The following is a 22,393-nucleotide window of genomic DNA, read 5'->3' as shown; positions in this document are numbered from 1 at the left end:
GCGACCCCCGTTCCCGGAGGGGCGTCAGAAGACGAGTTCCGCCGAGAAGGTGAACGTTCGGAAATTCGGGTAACCGAAGCTGTCGTAGCGGTTCAAGGTCGCGCTCCCGACCTCCCCGCCGTCTCGGCCGACTTCGGGATCGTACCCGCGGTATGCGGTGAAGGTGAACAGGTTGCGTCCGATGGCGTTCAGCGTGACCCGGTCGAACACGTCCCCGAACACGGACGACGTGAGCGATTCCGGCAGCGTGTAGCCGAGCGAAAGCTCGCGGACCTTGAGCCAGTCGCCGTCTTCGCGGAACCAGGAGTTGTCCGACCCGACGTTGTAGATGACCGAGGCGTAGCCCGTCGGCTTGTTCAACTCGAGCGGCTTGCCCGTCTGATCCACGTCCTCGCCGCGCAGTTCGCGAAGCGCCCACTGCGCCGTGTTGTTGTAGATCGAGTGACCCACCGACGACTCGAGGAGCGCGTTCAGGCTGAGGTTCCTGTACCGGAAGTTCGTCGCGAACGAAGCGCTGAAATCCGGCGTCGTGTTCCCGAACGGCAGGAAGTCGGTCAGCCGGCACTTCTCCATGTAGTCGCCCGGATTCTTGGCGACGCAGGCCGGCGAGTAGTCCTCCACCATGAAGGGATGTCCCCACTTGTAGTTCCGCATTCCACCATCGGCCGTGGCCACCTGGCCTTCCGTGCCCCACAGCTTCTTGCTGAACCCTTCGGTGTGGTTCGCACCGCCGGTGTAGACGAGAAGTCCGTCGTCGTTCACCTGGAAGTTGGCGTTGCAGTCGGAAGCCGACACGCCGACCGGCGCCAGGTCCGCACAACTCGTGGCCAGGACTTCGCCCCACATCTCGCCCAGCGGACGACCCTCGGAGACGTAGTAGGTCGACACCGTGTAGTCGGGCACGTCGAGACGCGTGATCTCCTGCCGCGTCCGGTCCCAGTTCAGCCGGAACTGGAGGCCCATGTCCTGCTCGTCGATCGCCGCGTAACGCAGCGACACTTCGTACGTCTCCGCCGAGATCTCGCCCGCGTTCTGCCACTGGTTCGAGAAGCCCACGAACGCCGCCTGCGGAACCTGCAGCAACTGGTCGTCGGTCGTCTGCCAGGCGTACGTCAGGTCGAGACCGAGGTTCTCGAAGAACACGAAATTGAGCCCCGCTTCGCGCTCCGTCGTGAACTCCGGCTTCAGCGCGCGGTTCCCGAGGTTGATCGGGAAGATCGCGCCCTGCGCAACGCCGAACGTCTCATACTGGGCATAGAAGTTCGGGCGGCCACCCGCCGTACCCAGCGAGAAGCGCAGCTTCAGCTCGTCGATCGCGTCGATGTTCCAGAAGTCCTCCTGAGAGATTCGCCACGCGACCGAGCCGCGGTAGTACGTCTGCCACCGCTCATCGGGTCCGAACAGCGAGGAGCCGTCGCGACGGATCAGGCCGTCGAGGATGTAGCGACCCTGGTAGTCGACGCTCGCGATCCCGAACAGCCCCTCCGCCTTGATCGAGCGGACCTGGTTGTTTCCGCTCGTCTCGCCGATGATCGCACCGAAGTTCGGCACGTCCTGCACCGAGAAGCGGCTGCCGAACACGCCGTTCGACTTGAAGCTCTGGTCCTCGATCAGGTAGCGGGCCTTCGCGCGCACCGTGACGTCGCCGTCCAGGAACGTCTGACTCGCGCCGAGCGTCACGGAGGCATTGATCGCCTCATCGGTGAAGTTGAACTCGCGCAGGCTGCCGCCGGTGAGTTCGCCCGTTCCGCTGGCGCTTGACGTCCGCTCGTTCTTGGGCCGGATCGTGTAGTCCCGGAAGTCCGTCCGGTCGAACGACGCGTTCGCCTCGAGCGTCAGCCAGTCGATAGCCGCGGGCGAGAAGTTGAGGTCCACCGACCCCATCGACCGCGTGCGCTTGTCGCGACTGTCGTTCACCGCAAGCAGGTAGAGCGGGTTCGCCTCGATCGACTGCGGATCCGCGTCGATATCGGGGTACCCGTCGAACGCCGAAACGCCCGTCAGTTCGATCGCGGGCGACATGAAGGTCAGCCGGGAGAAAGCGCCGGTCGTGACCGCCTTGTCGTCCTGATTGGAACGCGAGTAGAAGCCGCTCGCCGCAATGTCGAGATCGCCGAAGCGCGTGTCGACGTTCAGACGCACGTTCTGCCGCTCGAAGCCCTCGTCGTCGGGAACTCCGACATCGAAGGGCGCGAGCCCCTGTGCGACGCGGTCCGCGTTCAGCGTTGCCAGGTTGTCGATGCACTGCGAGCAGCTCACGACCCCTGCCTCGCGGAACTGGTCGACGCTCACCCGGAAGCTCGACTCGCCGAAACGACCCGTCACGGCGCCGTAGATGTCCATCGTCTCGCCGGGATCGAAGAACGTGTCCATGTGGTCGAACAGTTCGCCCGGGAACGCCTGGTTTGCGAACGCCGTGGACGTGGTGCCCGGATCGCCGGGATTGATCTGGTTGTAGAGCAGCGCCGAGCCGAAGCCCTGTCGGTTGAGGTCGCGGAAGTCGACCTCATTGCCCTGCGAATCGATGAACTTCGAGCCGGACGCGTTCATCGTGTACGGATGCGAACGCACGAGGCCGATGTCACCGACCAGTTGGCCCAGGCCGTACTCGCCGCGCGCGAGGACGTTCAGCGTGTTCGTCTGCAGGCCCGTGCCGCGCTTCGTCGTGATCTCGATCACGCCGTTCTGCGCCCGCGAACCGTACAGCGACGCCGCCGCCGCTCCCTTCACGATCTCCACGTGGTCGATGTCCAGCGCGCCCACGTCCGACAGCGACGCGCCTTCGGACTGAATCACGCCGTCGATCACGATCAGCGGTGACGTGCTCCGGCCGGAGGCGTTGATCGACGTCGGTCCGCGCAGCATGATCGACGCCGGCTGGCCCGGCTGGCCCGAAGCGGAGACGACCGATACGCCCGCGGCCTTACCCGCCAACAGCGACGAAGCGTCCGCCGCCGGGACCGGAAGATCCTGCGCCGACAGCCGCTCCACCGTGAACGGGAGCTTCACCTGCGGCGTTTCGCCCACCACTCCCGTTACGACGATGTCCTGGAGGCGAAGCGCCGTCTGCTCCACGGAGAAGTCCGCCGTCGCCACCTGACCCGACGCCACCGTCACTGTCTGCGACAGCTCCCGGTAGCCGATCAGGCGGACCGTCACGGTCTGCTCGCCCGCCGGTACACCGTCCAACCGGTACGTGCCCTCCGGACCCGACAGCGTACCGATCACCGTTCCCGCAACGAACACCTGCGCGCCGGCCACCGGGGCCAGCGACTCCGCGTCGGTCACCGTCCCCGAGATCGCTCCCTGAGCGAGCAGCGGGGCCGCGCCGATAAAGAGCCAGGCGCTCACTGCCGTGGCGGCCAGCGCGCTCGCGCGCCTCCGCCGTCCTGACAACCTGAACAACATGGATCACTCTCCTTGTAGCAGTGAGATCCGTTTGTGCTTCGTTATGCGACCGTCCTTTATCTGAAGTCAGACCGGGAAGCGCCCTCCGGCGCCCCCGGTCATTTCACCTCAACCTTCAACGCACGACCATATCCTCGCTGGCGCGCGCGGCCTTCTGGTGCCGCTGGAGGCGATGCAGCGTGAAGGCCGCCCTCTCCAGCGCCGAGTCGAGGCTGCCCGGAACGATCGACGGCGGCGTCGGATTGCCTGCCGCACCGCCCGCGCTCCCGCCGAACGTGTAGATGTCCCGCTGCAGAACCTCGAGATCCGCCGCCGGCATCGGCAGGTGGAGCGCCGTGCCCGCCGGCAGGATGTCGTTGCGTCGCCCGTGCCAGTGCTCAAGCCCTCCGAACACGTTGAACACGTTCTCGAAGTGCTCGAACCACATGGCGTCCCGCAGGTTGCCGCAACGCCCCTGCACGTCGTACCGCTTGCGCGGCGTGCACTCGCCCGCACCGTTCGACGGGACGGCGTCCGTCGGATTCGACGGCGCGGGAGGCAGTCCGGCCTGCATCCGCGTCACGTTGATGATGTCCGCGGCCCCCGCGAAGTCGCCCATCCGGTACAGGCCTTCCGCGACGTAGTGGTCCATCTCCTGGCCCGTCATCTCCTCCATGTCCCCGGACTCGCAGAAGTTGCAGCTCAGGGTGTAGTGGTCGTACCGCGCATCTCCGTAGTGCGACTGCCGGTACGTCCCGCGCGAGGCGATGAAGATGATGTTCGCGTTGTAGCGGTGGACGGGACCCGTGGACGCGGCCGTGGGACTCACGCTCTCGCCCAGCGTCCCGTTCTCGTTCACGGCGGGGTAACGCCGGTCATCCCCGAACTCCATCTTGCGCGCCGTCCGCTTCGAGGTCTCGAAGGAGAGCCAGTCCTGGTACTGCCCGCTCTGGTCCGCCATGCCGGCCCAATCCATGTGCATCCGGTGCCAGGTGCCGTTCTGCTGCGCCTTGGCCTTCATGTCGTCATACCAGGCCGTGTCCGACGAACGGTCTTCGCCGACCACGACAACATCCTGAATGCCGGCCCGCGCGTCGGAGATGATCTGACTCCAGTTCGCACCGGCCGCCTCGGCATCCGTCCGCGGCAGGTTCGCCGCGCAGCGCGCCTTCCAGCCTACCAGATAGTCGGCGAACTGGTTGTTGTCCCAGGCGTTCCCGTTGATCCAGGTATCCGGCAGCGAGAACGACGTCGCCCGCACGGCGGACTCGGCCTCGTTCAGCTTGCCCATCGCGTAGCTGAACATGCTGTTGTAGTCGACGGTCTCGAGTTCGCCGGTGAGATCCGTCGTCTCGTCGACGATGAAGGCCTGATCGTACCACAGCGAGAGCAGGCAACTCAGCATCGCCTGACTGGAAAGAGCGAAGGCACGGGCCCGGGCGTTTCGCTCGCCCCCCGGCCCGATCTCCAGACCCTCGTCGATGGCGCGGACCCCGTCGGACGCCGCCGCGATCCCTCCATAGGCGTCGTTCCAGTGCTCGGAGAACACGTACGACCAGCGATAGGAAGTCGAGTTCGGCATCGGCTCGCGGGGTTCCCGACCGAGATCGTTCTGGCCGTTGTTGCCCCACGTCGCCGTGTGCCGGCTCGACATGTGGTTGAACGCGAAGTTCGCGTTGTTCCAGTAATGGCCCATCGCCCATACCTGCTGGTACGAACTGGCGATGAGCGACTCGACGTCATCCGGGCTGGCCAGCGCGCGGGCCCGGTCCGGCTCGTTCGGGTTGTTGACCTGAAGGTCGCAGCCCGACAAGCCGACTCCCAGAGCCAGCGCGACGGCCGGCAGTGTCAGCTTCCTGTTCATGACCCCTCCATAAACTCAGTCCATGTCCGTTCGACCTCCGTTTCGCGGAGGGGCATCAGAACACCAGTTCCGCCGAGAACGTGAACGAGCGGAAGTTCGGATAGCCGAAGCTGTCGTACCTCTGCAGGCCCGCGTTCGTGAGTTCGCCGCCGCTCCGGCCGACTTCGGGATCGTATCCGCGATAGTCCGTGATCGTCAGCAGGTTACGGCCGATGGCGTTGAAGGTGATCCGGTCGAACATCTCGCCGAAGAGGCTCTGCCGCATCCCGTCCGGCAGCGTGTACCCGATCGACAATTCGCGGATCTTGATCCAGTCGCCGTCCTCGCGGAACCAGTCGTTGTCGTTGTTCGAGAGATACACCCCGGCCACGTAGCCGATGGACTTGGTGAACTCGAGGGGTTTCCCCGTCTGGTCCACGTCCTCGCCCCGGTCATCCCGGAGCGCCCACTGCGCGGTGTTGTTGTAGATGGAGTGACCCATCGACGACTCGACGAGGGCGTTCACGGCGAGGTTCCTGTAACGGAAGTTGGACCCGAACGACACGTTGAAGTCCGGCGTCGTGTTCCCGAACGGGAGCACATCCGTGAGCTGGCACTTCTCCATGTAGTTGCCCGGATTCTTCGCCACGCACGCCGGCGAGTAGTCCACAACCTTGATCGGAATGCCCCAGAGATACGTGTTCTCGCCACCATCGGTCGTGGGCACGGTCCCGTCCGTCCCCCAGAGTCTCTTGCTGAACCCTTCGGTGAAGTCGGCGCCTCCCGTCCACACGAGGATGCCGTCATCGTTCACCCGGAAGTTCGCGTTGCAGTCCGCAGCCGCGATGCCGACGGGTTCGAGATCCGAGCACGTTCGCGCCAGCACGTGGCCCCACATCTCGCCCAGCGGACGACCCTCGGAGACGAAGAACGTCCCCTGGCGGTACGCGGGAACGTCCAGTCGCGTGATCTCCTGGCGCGTCCGATCCCAGTTCAGCCGGAACTGCAGGCCCATGTCCTCCGTGTCGATCGGAGCGTAGCGCATGGAGATCTCATACGTCTTCGCCGAGATCTCGCCCGCATTCTGCCACTGGCTCGAGAAACCCACGAACGCCGGCTGCGGAACGCGCAGCAACTGGTCATCCGTCGTCTGCCACGCATACGTCAGGTCGAGACCCAGGTTGTCGAAGAAGACGAAGTTGATTCCCGCCTCGCGCTCGGTCGTGAACTCCGGCTTGAGTGCCGTGTTCCCGAGGTTGACGGGGAAGATCGCGCCGCCCGAAATGCCGAAGGTCTCGTACTGCGCCTGGAAGTTCGGCCGCCCGCCGGCCGTCCCCAGCGAGAAGCGCAGCTTCAGTTCATCGATCGCGTCGATGTTCCAGAAGTCCTCCTGCGTCACGCGCCAGGCAAACGAGCCGCGGTAGTAGGTCTGCCACCGCTCGTCAGGCCCGAACAGGGACGAACCGTCGCGCCGGATCAGACCGTCGAGGATGTAACGGCCCTGGTAGTCCATGCTCGCGATCCCGAAGAGTCCTTCCGCCTTGATCGCCCGGACGGAGTTGCTGCCCGTCGTGGATCCGGTGATGGCGCCGAAGTTCGGGACGTCCTGCACCGAAAACTGGCTTCCGAAGACGCCGTTCGACTCGAAGCGCTGATCCTCGATCAGGTAGCGAGCCTTACCACGCACCGTGAGGTCGCCGTCCATGAACGTCTCGCTCGCGCCAAGCGTCACCGATGCGTTGATCGCCTCGTCCTCGAAGTTGCCTTCGCGCAGGCTGCCGCCGGTTGGGCCCTCACGGGTCTTCTCGTTCTTCGGATACAGTTCGTAGTCGTAGAAATCCGTCCGGTCGAAGGACGCATTCGCCTCGAGGGTCAGCCAGTCGAGGGATGCCGGCGAGAAGTTGAGGTCGACCGAACCCATCGTCCGCGTCCGCTTGTCCCGACTGTCTACGATCGCCAGGAGGTAGAGCGGGTTGTTGGAGATGGACTGCGAGTCCGCATCGATCCTCGGATAGCCGTCCACCGGGTCGATCTGTGCCAGGTCGACGGCCGGCGAGGCGAACGTCAACTGGCTGAACGCGCCGTTCTCGAGCGCCTTGTCGTCCTGGTTGGCGCGCGAGTAGAACCCGCTCGCCGCGATGTCCAGGTCCCCGAACCGGGTGTCGACGTTCAGGCGCACGTTTTGTCGCTCGTATCCGTCGTCGTCCGGCAGCCCGGCGTTGAAGGCCGTCAAGCCCTGGGCGACCCGGTCGGCGTTCAACGTGGCAAGGTTGTCGATACACGGCGTGCAACGCACGATGCCGCCTTCCCTGAACTGGTCCACGCTCACCCGGAAGCTCGACTCGCCGAACCGGCCCGTCACTGCGGCGTAGGCATCGATCGTTTCACCGGGATCGAAGAACGTGTTCATGTGATCGAACAGTTCGTGCGGGAACGCCTGGTTGGCGAAGGACGTGAAGGAATCGCCAGGTTCGTCGGGGTTGATCTGGTTCGCGAGGACCGGAGCACCGAATCCGCCGCGGCTCAGGTCCGTGAAAGCGACCTCGTTCCCGTCGGTATCGATGAAGAGCGTTCCCGCGGCGTTCATCTGGTACGGGTGGGACCGCGTCAAACCGACGTCCCCCACCAACTGGGCGATGCCGTATTCGCCGCGGGCGAGGATGTTCAGCGTGTTCGTCTGCAGCCCCGTCCCGCGCTTCGTCGAGATCTCGATCACGCCGTTCTGCGCCCGCGAACCGTACAGCGACGCCGCCGCCGCCCCTTTCACGATCTCCACGTGGTCGATGTCCAGCGATCCGATGTCGGAGAGCGAGGCCGACTCCGACTGGATCACCCCGTCGATCACGATCAGCGGCGACAGGGAGCGCCCCGAGGAGTTGATGGAAGTTGGACCGCGCAACATGATCGACGCCTCCGCTCCGGGCTGGCCGGAGCCGGAGACAACCGACACGCCGGCCGCCTTCGCCGTCAGCAACGCCGAGACGTCGGCCGCCGGCACGGGGAAATTCTGCGCCGATAGCCGCTCCACCGTGAACGGGAGCTTCACCTGCGGCGTTTCGCCCACCACTCCCGTTACGACGATGTCCTGGAGGCGAAGCGCCGTCTGCTCCACGGAGAAGTCCGCCGTCGCCACCTGACCCGACGCCACCGTCACTGTCTGCGACAGCTCCCGGTAGCCGATCAGGCGGACCGTCACGGTCTGCTCGCCCGCCGGTACACCGTCCAACCGGTACGTGCCCTCCGGACCCGACAGCGTACCGATCACCGTTCCCGCAACGAACACCTGCGCGCCGGCCACCGGGGCCAGCGACTCCGCGTCGGTCACCGTCCCCGAGATCGCTCCCTGAGCGAGCAGCGGGGCCGCGCCGATAAAGAGCCAGGCGCTCACTGCCGTGGCGGCCAGCGCGCTCGCGCGCTTCCGCCGTCCTGACGACCTATGCAACATGGATCACCCTTCCTCTAGAGTGAGACCTCCTGCGCCCCGGACCCCCTCCCGTGCCCCAAAACAGAAAACGATCGGGGGGCCGTCGGACCGCGACCCCCCGATCGTCGTTTGCAGACGCTCGTAGCGTTGTTAAGCGCACGCCTCCCGGAACCGTCACTGACGGCGCCGGGAGGCGTCCACGCTCCCTGGAAGGGCTGTCTATCCAACGAACCGCCTTCCTGGTTCAGAACCTTCGGGGGCGAACCCACCCCCGACCCGGGCCTTGCCGGGTTGCTGTTTCCTACCTGACGACCAGATCCCGTGCCTTGCGGTCGGCGGCCTGACTGGCCTTGATCCGCTCCAGCGCGTAGGTCGCCCGCTCCAGCGCGGCGTCGAGGCTGCCGGGAACCACGGTCGGCGTCGGATCGCCGGCCGAACTCGGCCCGCCACCGCCGAACGTGTAGATGTCGCGCTGAAGCACTTCGAGGTCGGCGGCCGGCAGCGGCAGCTGCAGCGCTGTACCCGCCGGCAGGATGTTGTTGCGACGCCCGTGCCAGAACTCGAGTCCGCCAAACACGTTGAACACGTTTTCGAAGTGCTCGAACCACATCGCGTCTCGCAGATTGCCACAACGGCCCTGCACATCGTACCGCTTCCGCGGCGTGCACTCGCCCGCACCGTTGGACGGGACGGCATCCGTCGGGTTCGACGGCGCCGGGGGCAGCCCGGCTTCCATCCGCGTCTTGTTCACGATCTCCGCGGCGCCCGCAAAGTTGCCCATGCGGTAGTGGCCCTCGGCGATGTAGTGGTCCATCTCCTGGGCCGTCATATGCTCCATCGGCCCGAAGAAGCAGAAGCTGCAGCTCAGCGTATAAGCGTCGTACCGAATGTCGCCGTAGTGCGACTGGCGGTACGTACCGCGCTCCGGCCGGAAGATGATCGTCGAGTTGTACTTCGACCGCGGACCGTCGGAGGCAGCCGACGGACTCACGACCTCCGACTTCGCACCGTTCTCATTGACCGGCGGGAACCGCATGTCGTCCCCGAACGTCATTTTGCGCGCTGTGCGCTGCTGCGTGGAGATCGTAAGCCAGTCCTGGTACTCGCCGCTCTGGTCGGCCATGCCCACCCAGTCCATGTGCATCCGGTGCCAGGTGTTGTTCTCCTGCATGAGCGACTTGAGGCCATCGAACCACGGGCTGTCCGACGAGGAGTCCTCACCCGTGATCACGACGTCCCGGATGCCGTTCTGGGAGTGGGAGATGATCTGACCCCAGTTCGCACCGGCGGCATCGGCATCCGTCCGCGGCATGTTCGCCGCGCAGCGCGCCTTCCAGCTTACGAGATAGTCGGCCCACTGGTTGTTGTCCCACGGATTTCCGTTGAGCCACGTATCGTTCAGCGTGAAGGAACTCGACCGGGCGGCCGACTCCGCCGCATCCAGCTTGCCCATCGCGTAGCTGAACATGCCGGTGTAGTCGACCGTTTCGAGTTCGCCGCCGAAATCGGTCGTCTCGTCGACAATGAAGGCCTGGTCATACCACAGCGCGAGCAGGCAGGAGAGGATCGCCTGGTTGCCCGACGCGAAAGCGAGGGCGCGCGCGTTCCGTTCACCGCCCGGCCCGATCTCGAGGCCCGCGTCGATGGCGCGGATCCCATCCGATGCCGCGGAGATGCCGCCGTAGGCGTCACCCCAGTTGGCCTCGAAGACGTAGGCCCAGCGATACGAAGGCGAGTTCGGCAGGGACTCGCGGGGTTCACGACCGAGGTCGTTCATCCCCATGTTGCCCCAGGTCGCCGTGTGGCGACTGGCCATGTGGCCGAACGCGAAGTTCGCGTTGTTCCAATAATGTCCGATTTCCCAGACCTTGAGGAAGGAGCTCGCGATGAGCGTCTCCACATCGTCCGGGCCGGCCAAGGCACGAGCGCGGTCCGGCTGATTCGGGTTGTCGACCTGCAGGTCACACCCCGAAAAGCCGACCGTCAGTGCCAGCGCAAAGGCCGGTAGCGTCAGCTTCCTGTTCATGGTCTCTCCGTTGTTCAATCGGTATCTCCCGGTCCCCTTCCGTTGTGGATCATCGGGCAGGGGACGCCCTCCGGAGAGGGCGCCCCCGCCACTGCCACGGGAAGGAATCAGAATACCAGTTCGGCTGAGAAGGTGAAGGTCCGGAAGTTCGGATAACCGAAGCTATCCACTCGGTTCAGCGCTGCACTCTGAAGCGAACCGCTCCCGCGTCCGACCTCGGGGTCGTAGCCGCGGTAGTCCGTGATCGTGACCAGATTGCGGCCGATCACATTGAGCGTAACCCGATCGAAGACGCCGCTGAACAGACTCTCGACCATGCTCTGGGGCAGCGTGTAGCCGAACGAAAGCTCGCGCAGCTTGATCCAGCTGCCGTCCTCGCGGAACCAGGAGTTGTCGGCGTTCACCGAGTAGACCGCGGAGGCGTAACCGACGGGCTTGTTGTGCTCCAGCGGCTTGCCCGTCTGGTCCGTGTCTTCACCCCGCAGCTCGCGAAGCGCCCACTGCGCCGTGCCGTTGTAGATCGACTGGCCCTGCGAGGTCTCCACGAGCGCGTTCACGCTGAGACCATGATACCGGAAATTCGTCGCGAACGATGCGTTGAAGTCCGGCGTCGTGTTCCCGAACGGCAGGAACTCGGTCAGCGTGCACTTCTCCTCGTAGTCGCCGGGATTCTTCGCCACGCACGCCGGCGAGTAATCCTGAACCTTGATCGGGAGACCCCAGTGGTACGAGTTGGAGCCGTCCGCCGTGGCGACCTCGACCTGCGTTCCCCACAGCTTCTTGCTGAAGCCTTCGGTGAAGGCGGCGCCACCCGTCGGGACGAGGAGGCCGTCATCGTTCACCTGGAAGTTGGCGTTGCAGTCGGAAGCCGAGACGCCTATCGGCGCCAGATCCGCGCAGCTGGTGGCCCACACTTCGCCCCACAGCTCGCCCAGCGGACGACCCTCGGAGACGAAGAAGTTGCCGCCCTGCGTGAAGTCGGGCACGTCCAGACGCGTGATCTCCTGCTGGGTCCGGTCCCAGTTCAGCCGGAACTGGAGGCCCAGGTCCTGCTCGTCGATCGCCGCGTAGCGCAGCGATACTTCGTACGTCTCCGCCGCGATCTCGCCCGCGTTCTGCCACTGGCTCGAGAAGCCCACGAACGCCGGCTGCGGAACCTGCAGGAGTTGCTGGTCCGTCGTCTGCCACGCATACGTCAGATCGAGACCCAGATTGTCGAAGAACACGAAGTTCAATCCCGCCTCTTTCTCGGACGTGAACTCCGGCTTCAACGCGCGGTTCCCGAGGTTGATCGGGAAAATCGCGCCCGCCGAGACGCCGAACGTCTCGTACTGGGCGGCGAAGTTCGGCCGGCCGCCCGCCGTCCCCAGCGAGAAGCGCAGCTTCAGCTCGTCGATCGCATCGATGTTCCAGAAATCTTCCTGAGAGACCCGCCACGCGACCGAGCCGCGGTAGTAGGTCTGCCACCGCTCATCGGGTCCGAACAGCGAGGAACCGTCACGCCGAATGAGACCGTCGACGATGTAGCGGCCGCGGTAGTCGGCGCTCGCGATCCCGAACAGCCCTTCCGACTTGATGGCGCTGGTGAAGTTGTTCCCCGACGTCTCGCCGATGATCGCGCCGAAGTTCGGCACGTCCTGCACCGAGAACCGGCTGCCGAACACGCCGTTCGACTCGTAGCTCTGGTCCTCGATGAGGTAGCGGGCCTTGGCGCGCACGGTGAGGTCGCCGTCCATGAACGCCTGGCTCGCGCCGAGCGTCACCGAAGCGTTGACCGCCTCGTTGGTGGAGTTGAACTCGCGGAGGCTGCCGCCGGTGAAGTCGCCTACGCCGCCGCCACCCAGGCTACGCTCGTTCTTGGGCCGGATCGTGTAGTCGCTGAAGTCCGTCCGGTCGAACGAGGCGTTCGCCTCGAGCGTCAGCCAGTCGATGGCCGCCGGCGAGAAGTTGAGGTCCACGGACCCCATCGTCCGCGTCCGCTCGTCGCGGCTGTCGTTCGTGGCCAGCAGGTAGAGCGGGTTCTCCTCGATCGACTGCGGGTCCGCACCGATCTCGGGATATCCGTCAGTCGGGTCGATCCGCGTGAGGTCGATCGCGGGCGACATGAAGGTCAGCCGCGAGAAGGCGCCCGTCGACACGGCCTTGTCGTCCTGGTCGGAGCGCGAGTAGAAGCCGCTCGCCGCGATGTCGAGATCGCCGAAGCGCGTGTCGACGTTCAGACGCACGTTCTGCCGCTCGTAGCCTTCGTCGTTCGGGAGTCCCACGTCGTAGGCCGACAGGCCCTGTGCGACGCGATCCGCGTTGAGCGTGGCGAGGTTGTCGATGCAGACGGAGCAACTCACGACGCCCGCCTCGCGGAACTGGTTCACGCTCACCCGGAAGCTCGACTCGCCGAAACGGCCCGTCACGGCGCCGTAGATGTCCATCGTCTCGCCGGGATCGAAGAACGTGTCCATGTGGTCGAACAGTTCGTTCGGGAACGCCTGGTTCGCGAACGCCGTCTGCGGAGACGGCTGCTCGCCCGGAGTGATCTGGTTGTAGAGCCGGGCAGAGCCGAAGCCGGGGCGGTTCAGGTCGCGGAAGTCGACCTCGTTGCCCTCGGTGTCGATGAACTTCGAGCCGGACGCGTTCATCTCGTACGGATGCGAACGCACGAGGCCGACATCACCGACGAGCTGGCCGAAGCCGTACTCGCCGCGGCCCGTGATGTTCAGCGAGTTCGTCTGCAGGCCCGTGCCGCGCTTCGTCGTGATCTCGATCACGCCGTTCTGCGCCCGCGAACCGTACAGCGACGCCGCCGCCGCTCCCTTCACGATCTCCACGTGGTCGATGTCCAGCGCGCCCACGTCCGACAGCGACGCGCCTTCGGACTGAATCACGCCGTCGATCACGATCAGCGGTGACGTGCTCCGGCCGGAGGCGTTGATCGACGTCGGTCCGCGCAGCATGATCGACGCCGGCTGGCCCGGCTGGCCCGAAGCGGAGACGACCGATACGCCCGCGGCCTTACCCGCCAACAGCGACGAAGCGTCCGCCGCCGGGACCGGAAGATCCTGCGCCGACAGCCGCTCCACCGTGAACGGGAGCTTCACCTGCGGCGTTTCGCCCACCACTCCCGTTACGACGATGTCCTGGAGGCGAAGCGCCGTCTGCTCCACGGAGAAGTCCGCCGTCGCCACCTGACCCGACGCCACCGTCACTGTCTGCGACAGCTCCCGGTAGCCGATCAGGCGGACCGTCACGGTCTGCTCGCCCGCCGGTACACCGTCCAACCGGTACGTGCCCTCCGGACCCGACAGCGTACCGATCACCGTTCCCGCAACGAACACCTGCGCGCCGGCCACCGGGGCCAGCGACTCCGCGTCGGTCACCGTCCCCGAGATCGCTCCCTGAGCGAGCAGCGGGGCCGCGCCGATAAAGAGCCAGGCGCTCACTGCTGTAGCGGCCAGCGCGCTCGCGCGCCTCCGCCGCCCTGACAAGTGAAACAACATGGATCTCCCTCCTGTGGCAGTGGGATCCTCTACGACCCGAACCTGTTCGAGGGCCGAACCCTCGCCCGACGCAGCCGGGTCAGTACACCGCGTCGAGACCGATCAAAAATGCACGTCGTGTCGTGTCGCTACTCCTCTACAACGATTGGCGGAACCGTTTTGCGACGCACCGGGCGCCGCGATATCGGATGCGCGGCCCGCAGCGAGCCGAAACCGCGCTCCCCGCCACTCTCCGAAGTTCGACGATTCCCACCCGTGGGCGTGCGGCCGTTCGGCGCACACCCGCAACTTCCCCGACGAACGGGACCGGGCAACATGAGTGCCAACTTCGGCCCGTGCAAGACCCTCGAAGGGACCGCTGCGGGACCGCGCGCGCCGCCGTTCGGGGTCCGGAAACCGGGGACCTCAGGACCGGAGAGAAACGCGCGCGAACGTTCGTTTGCCCCGCTGCACGAGATACTCGCCTTCTCCGAGGCGAAGGTCGCCCTCCCGGATCACGCTGCCGTCCACCCGCACCGCTCCCTGGCGTATGAGGCGACCCGCCTCCGAGGAGGAAGCCGCAAGCCCCGAATCGCGAAGGATGTGAGCGATCCAGAGCGTCTCCTGCTTTCCGAGCGAGAGCGACACGGCAGGGACATCCTCCGGCACCTCCCGGCGCCGGTGGAGCCGGTCGAAAGCTTCCCGTGCCTCGCCGGCCGCCGCCGCGCCGTGGTAGCGGGCCACAACGTCTCCGGCCAGCCACCGCTTGGCCGCGAGCGGATCGGTCCCCGCCTGCGCGCGGCGCGAGGCGAGCGCCTCGCCGGAGGCGCTCGATACGAGCACGAGCCACTCGTCGAGCAGCGTGTCCGGAATCGACATCACTCGCCCGAACGTCTCGCTCGCCTCCATCGCGATACCGACGTAGTTGCCGTAGCTCTTGGACATCTTTCGCTGCCCGTCGGTGCCGCGCAGAAGCGGCATGATGAGGCACACCTGCGGCTCCTGGCCCGCGCGCTCCTGGAGTGTTCTCCCCAGCAGCAGGTTGAACCGTTGATCGGTGCCGCCGAGTTCGACGTCGGCCCGCAGCGCGACGGAATCGTACGCCTGCATCATCGGATAGAGGAATTCGACGAGGCTGATGGGACGTCCCTCCCGGTGGCGCGCGGCGAAGTCGTCGCGCTCGAGCATGCGCGCGACCGTGTACTGAGAGGTCAGCCGCAGGATGTCCGCCAGCGCGAGGCCGGCGAGCCATTCGCTGTTCTTCCGGATCTCGGTCGCCGCCGGATCGAGGATGCGGAAAACCTGGTCCTCGTAGCTGGCCAGGTTCGACTCGATCTCCTCCTCGGACAGCATCGGCCGCGTCTCGTCCCTTCCGCTCGGGTCGCCCACGCGGGCCGTGAAGTCGCCCATCACGAAGACCACGCGGTGGCCGAGTTCCTGGAATGTCCGCAGCTTGTGGATCGATACGCCGTGGCCGATGTGGAGATCGGGCCGGGTCGGATCGAACCCCTGTTTAATAAGGAGGGGCCGATCCTCGCGTGCCGAACGCTCGAGCTTGGCCACGAGTTCGTCTTCGGGGACGATGGACTCGGCTCCATCTCGGATTCGGCGGATCTGTTCGTCTACGGGAAGAAACATCTGCACCTGGTGTCGGTATATTCCCTATCGTCCCGTCGCGGGTTCGCTCCCGCCGGGGGCGTCGCGACGGTAGAATCGGGCCGTCGGCGGTTCGATGCGAGGGGTGAGGTCCGGAGGAAAGCGTGAACGGCCGGGAGATCGGAGGGGGGGAACGGGGATGATCCGTCGACGACGAGGCGCGCGGCGGCCGCGGGGCGCGAAGAAGCGGACGCCCGGGAAGCGGAGAAACGTGCGCCGGGCTCTGGTGTTCGCCGTTCTGGTCGGCGGCGGCCTGGGCGGAGGCGTGGCGTGGCGCGGCTGGACGCACCTGTGCGACGACTGCCCCTCCATCGCCCAGATCTACGCCTTCGAACCCAAGGAAGCGACGAAACTCTTCGCGGCGGATGGGTCGCTCCTCGCGGAACTCGCCATCGAGCGGCGGACGCCCATCCGAATGGAGGCGCTTCCCCGCCATGTGTACAACGCCTTCATCGCCGTCGAGGACAAGCGCTTCTGGGGGCACGCGGGGGTGGACCTGCTGCGGACGACGCGAGCCTTCTTCGATTTCCTGCTGAGAGGGTACGGGGCCGCGGGCGGCAGTTCGATCACGCAACAGCTCGCGGGCAACATGTTCGAGAGCTCCGTAAACCGGCGCGACATCAGCATCCGGAGGAAGCTGCGGGAGATGCGGGTCGCGATCGATCTCGAGCGCGCATACAGCAAGTGGGAGATCCTCGAGGCCTACCTGAACCAGATCAATTTCGACGGGGTGTTCGGGGTCCAGGCCGCGGCGGAGCGCTACTTCGGAAAGACCGCTGCGCAGCTGAATCTGCCGGAGGCGGCGCTTCTCGCGGCCATCCCGCGGAATCCGGCGGGGTACAACCCGATCCGCCGCCCCGAGCGGGCGGTCGGACGGCGCAATCTCGTCCTTCAGTTGATGGCGGCGCAGGGCCTCGTGAGCATTGAGGACGCCGAGGCCGCAAAGGCCTACCCGCTGGAACTTGCGAGGGGAGCCCGCATCGAGCAGGACGCGCCCTACTTCGTGGAGTGGGTGCGCCAGCGGCTCTATGACCGGTACGGCACCGACATCTACGAGAAGGGGTTCCGCGTCTACACGACGCTCGACCCGGATCTGCAGGCGGTCGCGGATTCCGCGCTTCTCGCCCAGCTGGAGTGGGTGGACCGCCACCCGGCCTATAGCGGCGTCACCTTCGAGGAAGTGCGGGCGTGGCCGCCCGACAGCCTGTACCAGGTGAGCCGCGGAGGCGCGGAGATGCCGTACGTGCAGGGGATGTTCGTCGCGCTGGACGCGGCGACCGGCGACGTGCGGGCGATGGTGGGCGGGCGCGATTTCGGCGACTCCGAGTTCAACCGCGCGACCCAGGCCATCCGGCAGCCGGGGTCCGTGTTCAAGCCCTTCGTCTACGCGACGGCGATCGCGTCCGGCATCCCCGCGTCGGAGATCATCTACGACCAGCCGTACTACCTCGAGAACGTCGGCGGCGATCCCTACGCGCCGCGCAACTTCGAGAACGACTTCAAAGGCCCGATGACCCTGCGGCGGGCGCTGGCCCGGTCCATCAACATTGTGGCGGTCAAGCTGGGACAGCGCGTCGGCGAGGAGTCGTTCGCGCAGATGGCCGAGCGCATGGGGGTCGCGTCGAACGTCCCGCGGGTGCCGTCCGCCGCGATCGGCTCAATGGACGTTCGTCCGATCGAGATCGCCAGCGCCTACAGCACCTTCGCGAACCTCGGCGTCCGGGTCTCTCCCCGCTCGATTCTCCGCGTGGAAAGCAAAGACGGCCGCGTGCTCTTTGAGAGCCGGGTCCAGCGCGAGCGGGTGCTGGAGCCGGACATCGCCTGGATCGCCCAGTCCATGCTGCGGGATGCGGTGGACCAGGGGACCGGGACGCTGGCGGTGAGGTCTCGCTATGCGATTCCCTTCTCCATACCGGTAGCGGGCAAAACGGGAACGACGAACGATGCGACAAATACGTGGTTCGTCGGATTCACGCCGGACCTCGTGACGACGACGTGGATCGGGCTCGACCGGCCCCGGCGCATCTATCCGGGCGCCACGGGGGGAGGCACGGCGGCGCCGGTCGGAGCCGCGGTGCTCGCGCACTACTACGAGATGCACGAGCACCCCGACGCCTGGGAGCGGCCGCCCGGCCTCATCGAGCGGACCGTGGACGAGACGACGGGACTGCTGTCCACGCGCTGGTGTCCGCTCGACGTCCGTTACGTCGAGGTCTACCTCGAGGGGACGGAGCCGACCGAGACGTGCGACGCGCATGGTCCGTGGAGCGCGAGGGCCCCCATTCGGCGGAGTTTCGCGCCGCATTAGCCTAGCGGGCGATCCGCTCCAGAATCAGGGGTTGCGGCGCGGGCGGCTCGGGAGAGACCCGGATCGCGTCCCTGAGGCGGTGGGCCGCCGTCGCGGCGCTGGCCGGGTCCGCCGCGTGTACGGTGACGAGAGGTTCGCGTCCGGTAACGCTGTCGCCCGCCCGGCGGTGAAACTCGAACCCCACTCTCGGATCGACCGCATCCTCGACGCGGCGGCGGCCGGCACCAAGTTCCACCGCGGCGACGCCCACCCTGCGAGCGTGGACATCGAGCCAACCGGAGCCGGGGGATGGGAAGGGTTCGCGGATCGGGGCCGTGGGGAGGCGCCCGGGATCGTCGGCCACCCTCGGGTCCCCTCCCTGGACCTCGATGAGCCGCGCGAAGCGCTCGAGCGCGGCCCCGCCATCCAGGATCGCGCCGAGTTCCGCCGCGGCCTCTTCCGCGTCGGGGGCGCGACCGACGGAGACGAGCAGCTCGGCGCTCAGCGCCAGGGTGACTTCGCGCAGATCCGCGGGTCCCCCGCCTCTCAAAGTCTCGATCGCCTCGCGCACTTCCAGCGCGTTGCCGACGGTGCGACCCAGGGGGGCATTCATATCGGTGAGAAGCGCGCTCGTCCGTACTCCCTCGGCTGTCGCGAGGTCTACCATGGTGCGCGCCAACCCACGTGCCTGGTCACGGTCGGTAATGAAGGCGCCACGCCCACACTTCACGTCGAGCACGAGCGCCCCGATCCCTTCCGCCACTTTCTTGGAAACGATCGAAGCCGCGATCAGGGCTGGGGAAGGAACCGTCCCCGTCACGTCCCGGAGCGCGTAGAGACGTCCGTCGAGCGGCGCGATTTCCTTCGTCTGGCCGATCATGGCGCACCCGATCTCGTCGAGAATGGCCTGGAACCGTGCCAGATCCACGGACACGTTGAAGCCGGGGATCGCCTCGAGCTTGTCCAGCGTGCCTCCGGTATGTCCGAGGCCGCGACCCGACATCATGGGGACGCGAAGTCCGGCTTCGGCCAGGAGAGGCGCGAGGATGAGCGAGACCTTGTCGCCGACGCCACCGGTGGAGTGCTTGTCGACCGCCGGCGGACCGTCGTCCGCGAACTGCAGTCGCGCCCCGGACTCGATGATCTCTCGCAGAAGCACGGACAGCTCGGCGGGATCCAGCCCGCGGATGAACGCGGCCATGAGGAAGGCGGACATCTGATACTCGGCGACGTTTCCTTGGAGATACGCACGCAGGAAGGCCGCGAGTTCATCGGACGAGAGCCGACCCCCGTCTCGCTTTTTCTCGATGATCCGGGTCGGGAGCATGAGGCGCCAACCTTGTCCGGCCCCGGCCCCATGTCTAGCTTTTTTCGCGATGATCTCCCCCACGCAGGCCCCTCCCGTGATCCTGCCGAGGTCGGTCCTCGCGGATCTCTTTCACCGCTGCGCAAGCCTGGGCGATGCCGGCATTGCGGCGTTGAACGAGGCGGGGGATCGTACCGGCGCGGAGGCCGTCGCGCTGCTCGGCGACTCGCCGGACGCGCTGGACGCAGAGGAGTTCTGGGCTTTCCTCGACGAGATCCTCCGGAAGGCGGGCCTCGGATCGATATCGTTCAAGCCCGGGGGAGGAGCCTCCGCCGCCATCGCCTGGCGTGACTCGGCGGAAGCCATGGCGGCCGGGAACGTCCGCTGCCACTTCGCGACCGCGCTGCTCCGGGGCGTTCTGAGCCGCCTGGCGGACCGTGCTGTAGAGGTCGCCGAAGTGCAGTGTGGCGGCGGCACGGAGCCATGCTGGTTCGTGTTCGGATCCGTGGAGACGATCCAGCGGCTGCGTACCGGCGGCCAATCGCGGGCCGGGGGCCGGGAGCACTGAGCATGTCCGGCGGTCGTTTGATGGCGCTCGACTACGGCCGACGACGCATCGGGGTGGCCGTCACCGATCCGACCCGTACGATCGCGGCGCCCCGCGGCGTGGTGGAGAGATCGAACCGACGGGCTCCGGGGACCGCGATCCCGGGCGCGCTGACCGCACTCGTGGCGGAATTGGACCCCGCCGCCATCCTCGTGGGTATTCCGTTCTCGATGGATGGGACCGCGGGCGAGATGGCCGAAGAGGCACGGGCCTTCGCCCGGGCTTTGGAGGAAGCAACGGGAGTACGAACGATCGAGTGGGATGAGCGGCTGTCGACTGCCCGCGCGGAACGAGAGATCCTCAGCATGGACCCGCCTCGAGGCCGACGGCGGCGGAAGGGCCGGACGGACGAAATGGCCGCGGCGCTGATGCTCTCCGCTTATCTGCGCAGCGCCCCCGCCGGTGCCGGCGTCCCCCGAAGCCCATGAAACTCCTGCCGAAAGCGACGGGCGTTCGCCTGCTCCTCGCCGCTCTCGCCGCCCTGGCGCCCGTGGCGTACGGGTTCTTCTCCGCCGAGTTCCGGGGACGCGGCTTCCCCGATGGGTCGGTGGTCGAGATCCTCGTCCCCGATGGCGCGGCGTCGCTCGACGTCGCCGACGTGCTCCGCGCGCAGGAACTGATCTTCCATCCGCGGATCTTCGACGCGTACGTGCGCCTGAAGGGTCAAGGGCGGCAGCTGAAGGCCGGCCGGTACGAGATTCCGCGCGGCGCTCCGTACCCGTACCTGCTGGAGGTGCTCCGAACCGGGGCCGTCGTTACGACGCCGCTCACGATCCCGGAGGGTTTTCGGCTCCCGCAGGTGGCGGAACGCCTGGCCGCCTACGTGGGCGATTCGACCGCCGCCGTCCTTGCCTACCTTGCAGCTCCGGAGCGTGTGGGTGAGCTGGGCGTGCCGGGTCCCACACTCGAAGGATACCTGTTCCCGGAGACGTATCGATTCGCCGATGGCGTCGGAATCCCGGTCATCGTCCGGGCGATCGTCGGACGATACAGCGCTTTCTGGGGGGCCGAGGAGCAGGCTCAAGCCGCCGCGCTCGGCCTCGACGAGAGAGAGATCGTGACGCTCGCGAGCATTGTCGAGAAGGAAGTCCGGTGGGACGAGGAGCGTCCGGTGGTCGCGGGAGTCTACTGGAACCGCCTTCAGCGCGACATGCTTCTGCAGGCGGATCCCACGGTACAGTACGCCCTCGGCGAACCGCGCGCGCGTTTGCTCTACCGCGACATCGACGCCGTCGCGGATCACCCCTACAACACCTATACGCAGCAGGGACTGCCGCCCGGGCCCATCGCTTCGCCGGGCGAGGCATCGCTGCGGGCCGCCCTCCAGCCCGCCGACCACGAGTACATCTTCTTTGTGGCGCGAAACGATGGCTCGCACGAATTCACCCGGACCCTGCGCGAGCACAACAACGCGATAGACCGGATCCGCGTCGGCCGCGAGTCGGCGGAACGCTAGTTCGGAAAGGACCGTGCCCGGCTCGCCCACGCCGGATGGCTGGCCTCTCATGGTGATCACCCACCCGAGGCCCGCCTGCGACCGTCCGCTCGAGCAGGTCGTAGCGGAATGCGTGGACGCCGGGGCACCTGCGATTCAACTCCGGGACAAGACCGCGGACAGCCGCGCGCTCGCCTCGACCGCGGAGCGGCTCCGTGCGATCACGAAGTCTGCGGGCGCCGCCTTCATCGTGAACGATCGTCTCGATGTCGCCCTTGCCGTCGGCGCGGATGGCGTCCATCTGGGTCCGGACGATCTCACCGTCTCGGCCGCCCGCAACATCGCCCCCAGCGACTTCATCATCGGCTATTCCACCGATGATCCCGAGGAAGCTCGCCGCGGGGCGGCTGCGCGGGCGGACTATCTGGGCGTCGGAGCCGTGTTCGGTACGCGCTCCAAGCCCGGCCTCGCCGACGAAGCGATCGGACCTGACCGAGTCCGGCTCGTCCGGGAGGCCAGCGGTCTCCCCTGTCTCGGAATCGGCGGCATCACGCCGCAGAACGCTCCCGAGGTGCTCGAGACCGGCGCCGGCATCGCGGTCCTGTCAGCTGTAATGTCCGCCTCGGACCCTGCAGCGGTCGTACGGGAGCTTCTTCGCATCGCCGGCGGAGGAGGAGGGTGTGGGCGCTAGCTTGCTGGTGAACGCCGCGGCACTGCCGAGCGGTCGGGGAGCACCCCGTCGCGCGGCGGAGGAGGAGCTGTCGGCGCTGGCTTGCTGGTGAACGCCGCGGCCGTGCCGAGCGGCCGCGGAGCACCCTGTCGCGCGGCGGCGCTGGCGCACGAGCGCTGATCGGCAGACGTTCAAGGCTGACGCCGGCGCCGACAGCTCCTCCTCCGCCGCTCCACCGCAATGATCGGGCAACCGGACTGCGGCCGATCCGCCCGCACGGCC

General features: G+C 66.7%; 12 protein-coding genes. 5 read left to right on the top strand and 7 right to left on the bottom strand.

Features of this window, described 5'->3' with window-relative positions:
• Positions 1-24: 24 nt before the first annotated feature.
• From RN901_RS10995 to tyrS, 6 genes are all read right to left on the bottom strand, one after another.
• Complete coding sequence (locus tag RN901_RS10995; RefSeq protein ID WP_310758331.1) at positions 25-3,408, bottom strand: SusC/RagA family TonB-linked outer membrane protein; 3,384 nt, start codon at positions 3,406-3,408, stop codon at positions 25-27.
• 115 nt (positions 3,409-3,523) lie between these two features.
• On the bottom strand, positions 3,524-5,251 hold the full coding sequence (locus tag RN901_RS10990; protein WP_310758330.1) for a hypothetical protein: 1,728 nt from the start codon (positions 5,249-5,251) through the stop codon (positions 3,524-3,526).
• Between the two features lie 55 nt (positions 5,252-5,306).
• Entirely contained in the window at positions 5,307-8,675 is a 3,369-nt protein-coding gene (locus RN901_RS10985; RefSeq protein ID WP_310758329.1) for a SusC/RagA family TonB-linked outer membrane protein, read from the bottom strand.
• A gap of 280 nt (positions 8,676-8,955) precedes the next feature.
• A complete protein-coding gene (locus tag RN901_RS10980) occupies positions 8,956-10,680 on the bottom strand; it encodes a hypothetical protein (RefSeq protein WP_310758328.1) in 1,725 nt (574 codons plus the stop codon).
• Positions 10,681-10,787: 107 nt separating this feature from the next.
• Positions 10,788-14,114 (bottom strand): SusC/RagA family TonB-linked outer membrane protein, encoded by a 3,327-nt coding sequence (locus RN901_RS10975; RefSeq protein ID WP_310758327.1) that lies wholly within the window; start codon positions 14,112-14,114, stop codon positions 10,788-10,790.
• Positions 14,115-14,576: 462 nt separating this feature from the next.
• A complete protein-coding gene (gene tyrS, locus RN901_RS10970; RefSeq protein ID WP_310758326.1) occupies positions 14,577-15,788 on the bottom strand; it encodes a tyrosine--tRNA ligase in 1,212 nt (403 codons plus the stop codon).
• Between the two features lie 229 nt (positions 15,789-16,017).
• Here tyrS and RN901_RS10965 point away from each other — a divergent pair, with 229 nt between their 5' ends.
• A complete protein-coding gene (locus RN901_RS10965) occupies positions 16,018-18,114 on the top strand; it encodes a PBP1A family penicillin-binding protein (protein WP_310758325.1) in 2,097 nt (698 codons plus the stop codon).
• A 1-nt stretch (position 18,115) separates the two neighbouring features.
• On the opposite strand, the gene RN901_RS10960 is transcribed toward RN901_RS10965, so the two are convergent.
• Positions 18,116-19,420, bottom strand: a complete 1,305-nt coding sequence (locus RN901_RS10960; RefSeq protein WP_310758324.1) for a thymidine phosphorylase — start codon at positions 19,418-19,420, stop codon at positions 18,116-18,118.
• A 49-nt stretch (positions 19,421-19,469) separates the two neighbouring features.
• On the opposite strand from RN901_RS10960, the gene RN901_RS10955 reads away from it, so the two are divergent.
• From RN901_RS10955 to thiE, 4 genes are read left to right on the top strand one after another with little or no spacing between them, the layout of a single operon-like run.
• Positions 19,470-19,967, top strand: coding sequence for a hypothetical protein (locus RN901_RS10955; protein WP_310758323.1), 498 nt, complete (start codon positions 19,470-19,472; stop codon positions 19,965-19,967).
• Positions 19,968-19,969: 2 nt separating this feature from the next.
• Positions 19,970-20,434 carry a Holliday junction resolvase RuvX gene (gene ruvX / locus RN901_RS10950; RefSeq protein WP_310758322.1) on the top strand — a complete coding sequence of 155 codons (465 nt, stop codon included), beginning with the start codon at positions 19,970-19,972 and terminating at the stop codon, positions 20,432-20,434.
• Positions 20,431-21,462 carry an endolytic transglycosylase MltG gene (gene mltG, locus RN901_RS10945; RefSeq protein ID WP_310758321.1) on the top strand — a complete coding sequence of 344 codons (1,032 nt, stop codon included), beginning with the start codon at positions 20,431-20,433 and terminating at the stop codon, positions 21,460-21,462. The genes ruvX and mltG overlap by 4 nt, the downstream gene beginning before the upstream one ends.
• Before the next feature lie 13 nt (positions 21,463-21,475).
• Positions 21,476-22,132, top strand: coding sequence for a thiamine phosphate synthase (gene thiE, locus RN901_RS10940; protein ID WP_310758320.1), 657 nt, complete (start codon positions 21,476-21,478; stop codon positions 22,130-22,132).
• The last annotated feature ends 261 nt before the right edge of the window (positions 22,133-22,393 follow it).

It is taken from the genome of Candidatus Palauibacter soopunensis, from assembly GCF_947581735.1.
Classification (GTDB): Bacteria; Gemmatimonadota; Gemmatimonadetes; order Palauibacterales; family Palauibacteraceae; genus Palauibacter; species Palauibacter soopunensis.
The sequence above is the reverse complement of the archived record's forward strand: the minus strand, read 5'-3'. Positions and strand labels throughout refer to the sequence as shown.

Bases quoted from the DNA above. Each gene is read 5' to 3' on its own strand.
- tyrS (WP_310758326.1), bottom strand. From the start codon at position 15,788: ATGTTTCTTCCCGTAGACGAACAGATCCGCCGAATCCGAGATGGAGCC.
- RN901_RS10985 (WP_310758329.1), bottom strand. From the start codon at position 8,675: ATGTTGCATAGGTCGTCAGGACGGCGGAAGCGCGCGAGCGCGCTGGCC.
- mltG (WP_310758321.1), top strand. From the start codon at position 20,431: ATGAAACTCCTGCCGAAAGCGACGGGCGTTCGCCTGCTCCTCGCCGCT.
- RN901_RS10995 (WP_310758331.1), bottom strand. From the start codon at position 3,408: ATGTTGTTCAGGTTGTCAGGACGGCGGAGGCGCGCGAGCGCGCTGGCC.
- RN901_RS10990 (WP_310758330.1), bottom strand. From the start codon at position 5,251: ATGAACAGGAAGCTGACACTGCCGGCCGTCGCGCTGGCTCTGGGAGTC.
- RN901_RS10960 (WP_310758324.1), bottom strand. From the start codon at position 19,420: ATGCTCCCGACCCGGATCATCGAGAAAAAGCGAGACGGGGGTCGGCTC.
- ruvX (WP_310758322.1), top strand. From the start codon at position 19,970: ATGTCCGGCGGTCGTTTGATGGCGCTCGACTACGGCCGACGACGCATC.
- RN901_RS10955 (WP_310758323.1), top strand. From the start codon at position 19,470: ATGATCTCCCCCACGCAGGCCCCTCCCGTGATCCTGCCGAGGTCGGTC.
- RN901_RS10980 (WP_310758328.1), bottom strand. From the start codon at position 10,680: ATGAACAGGAAGCTGACGCTACCGGCCTTTGCGCTGGCACTGACGGTC.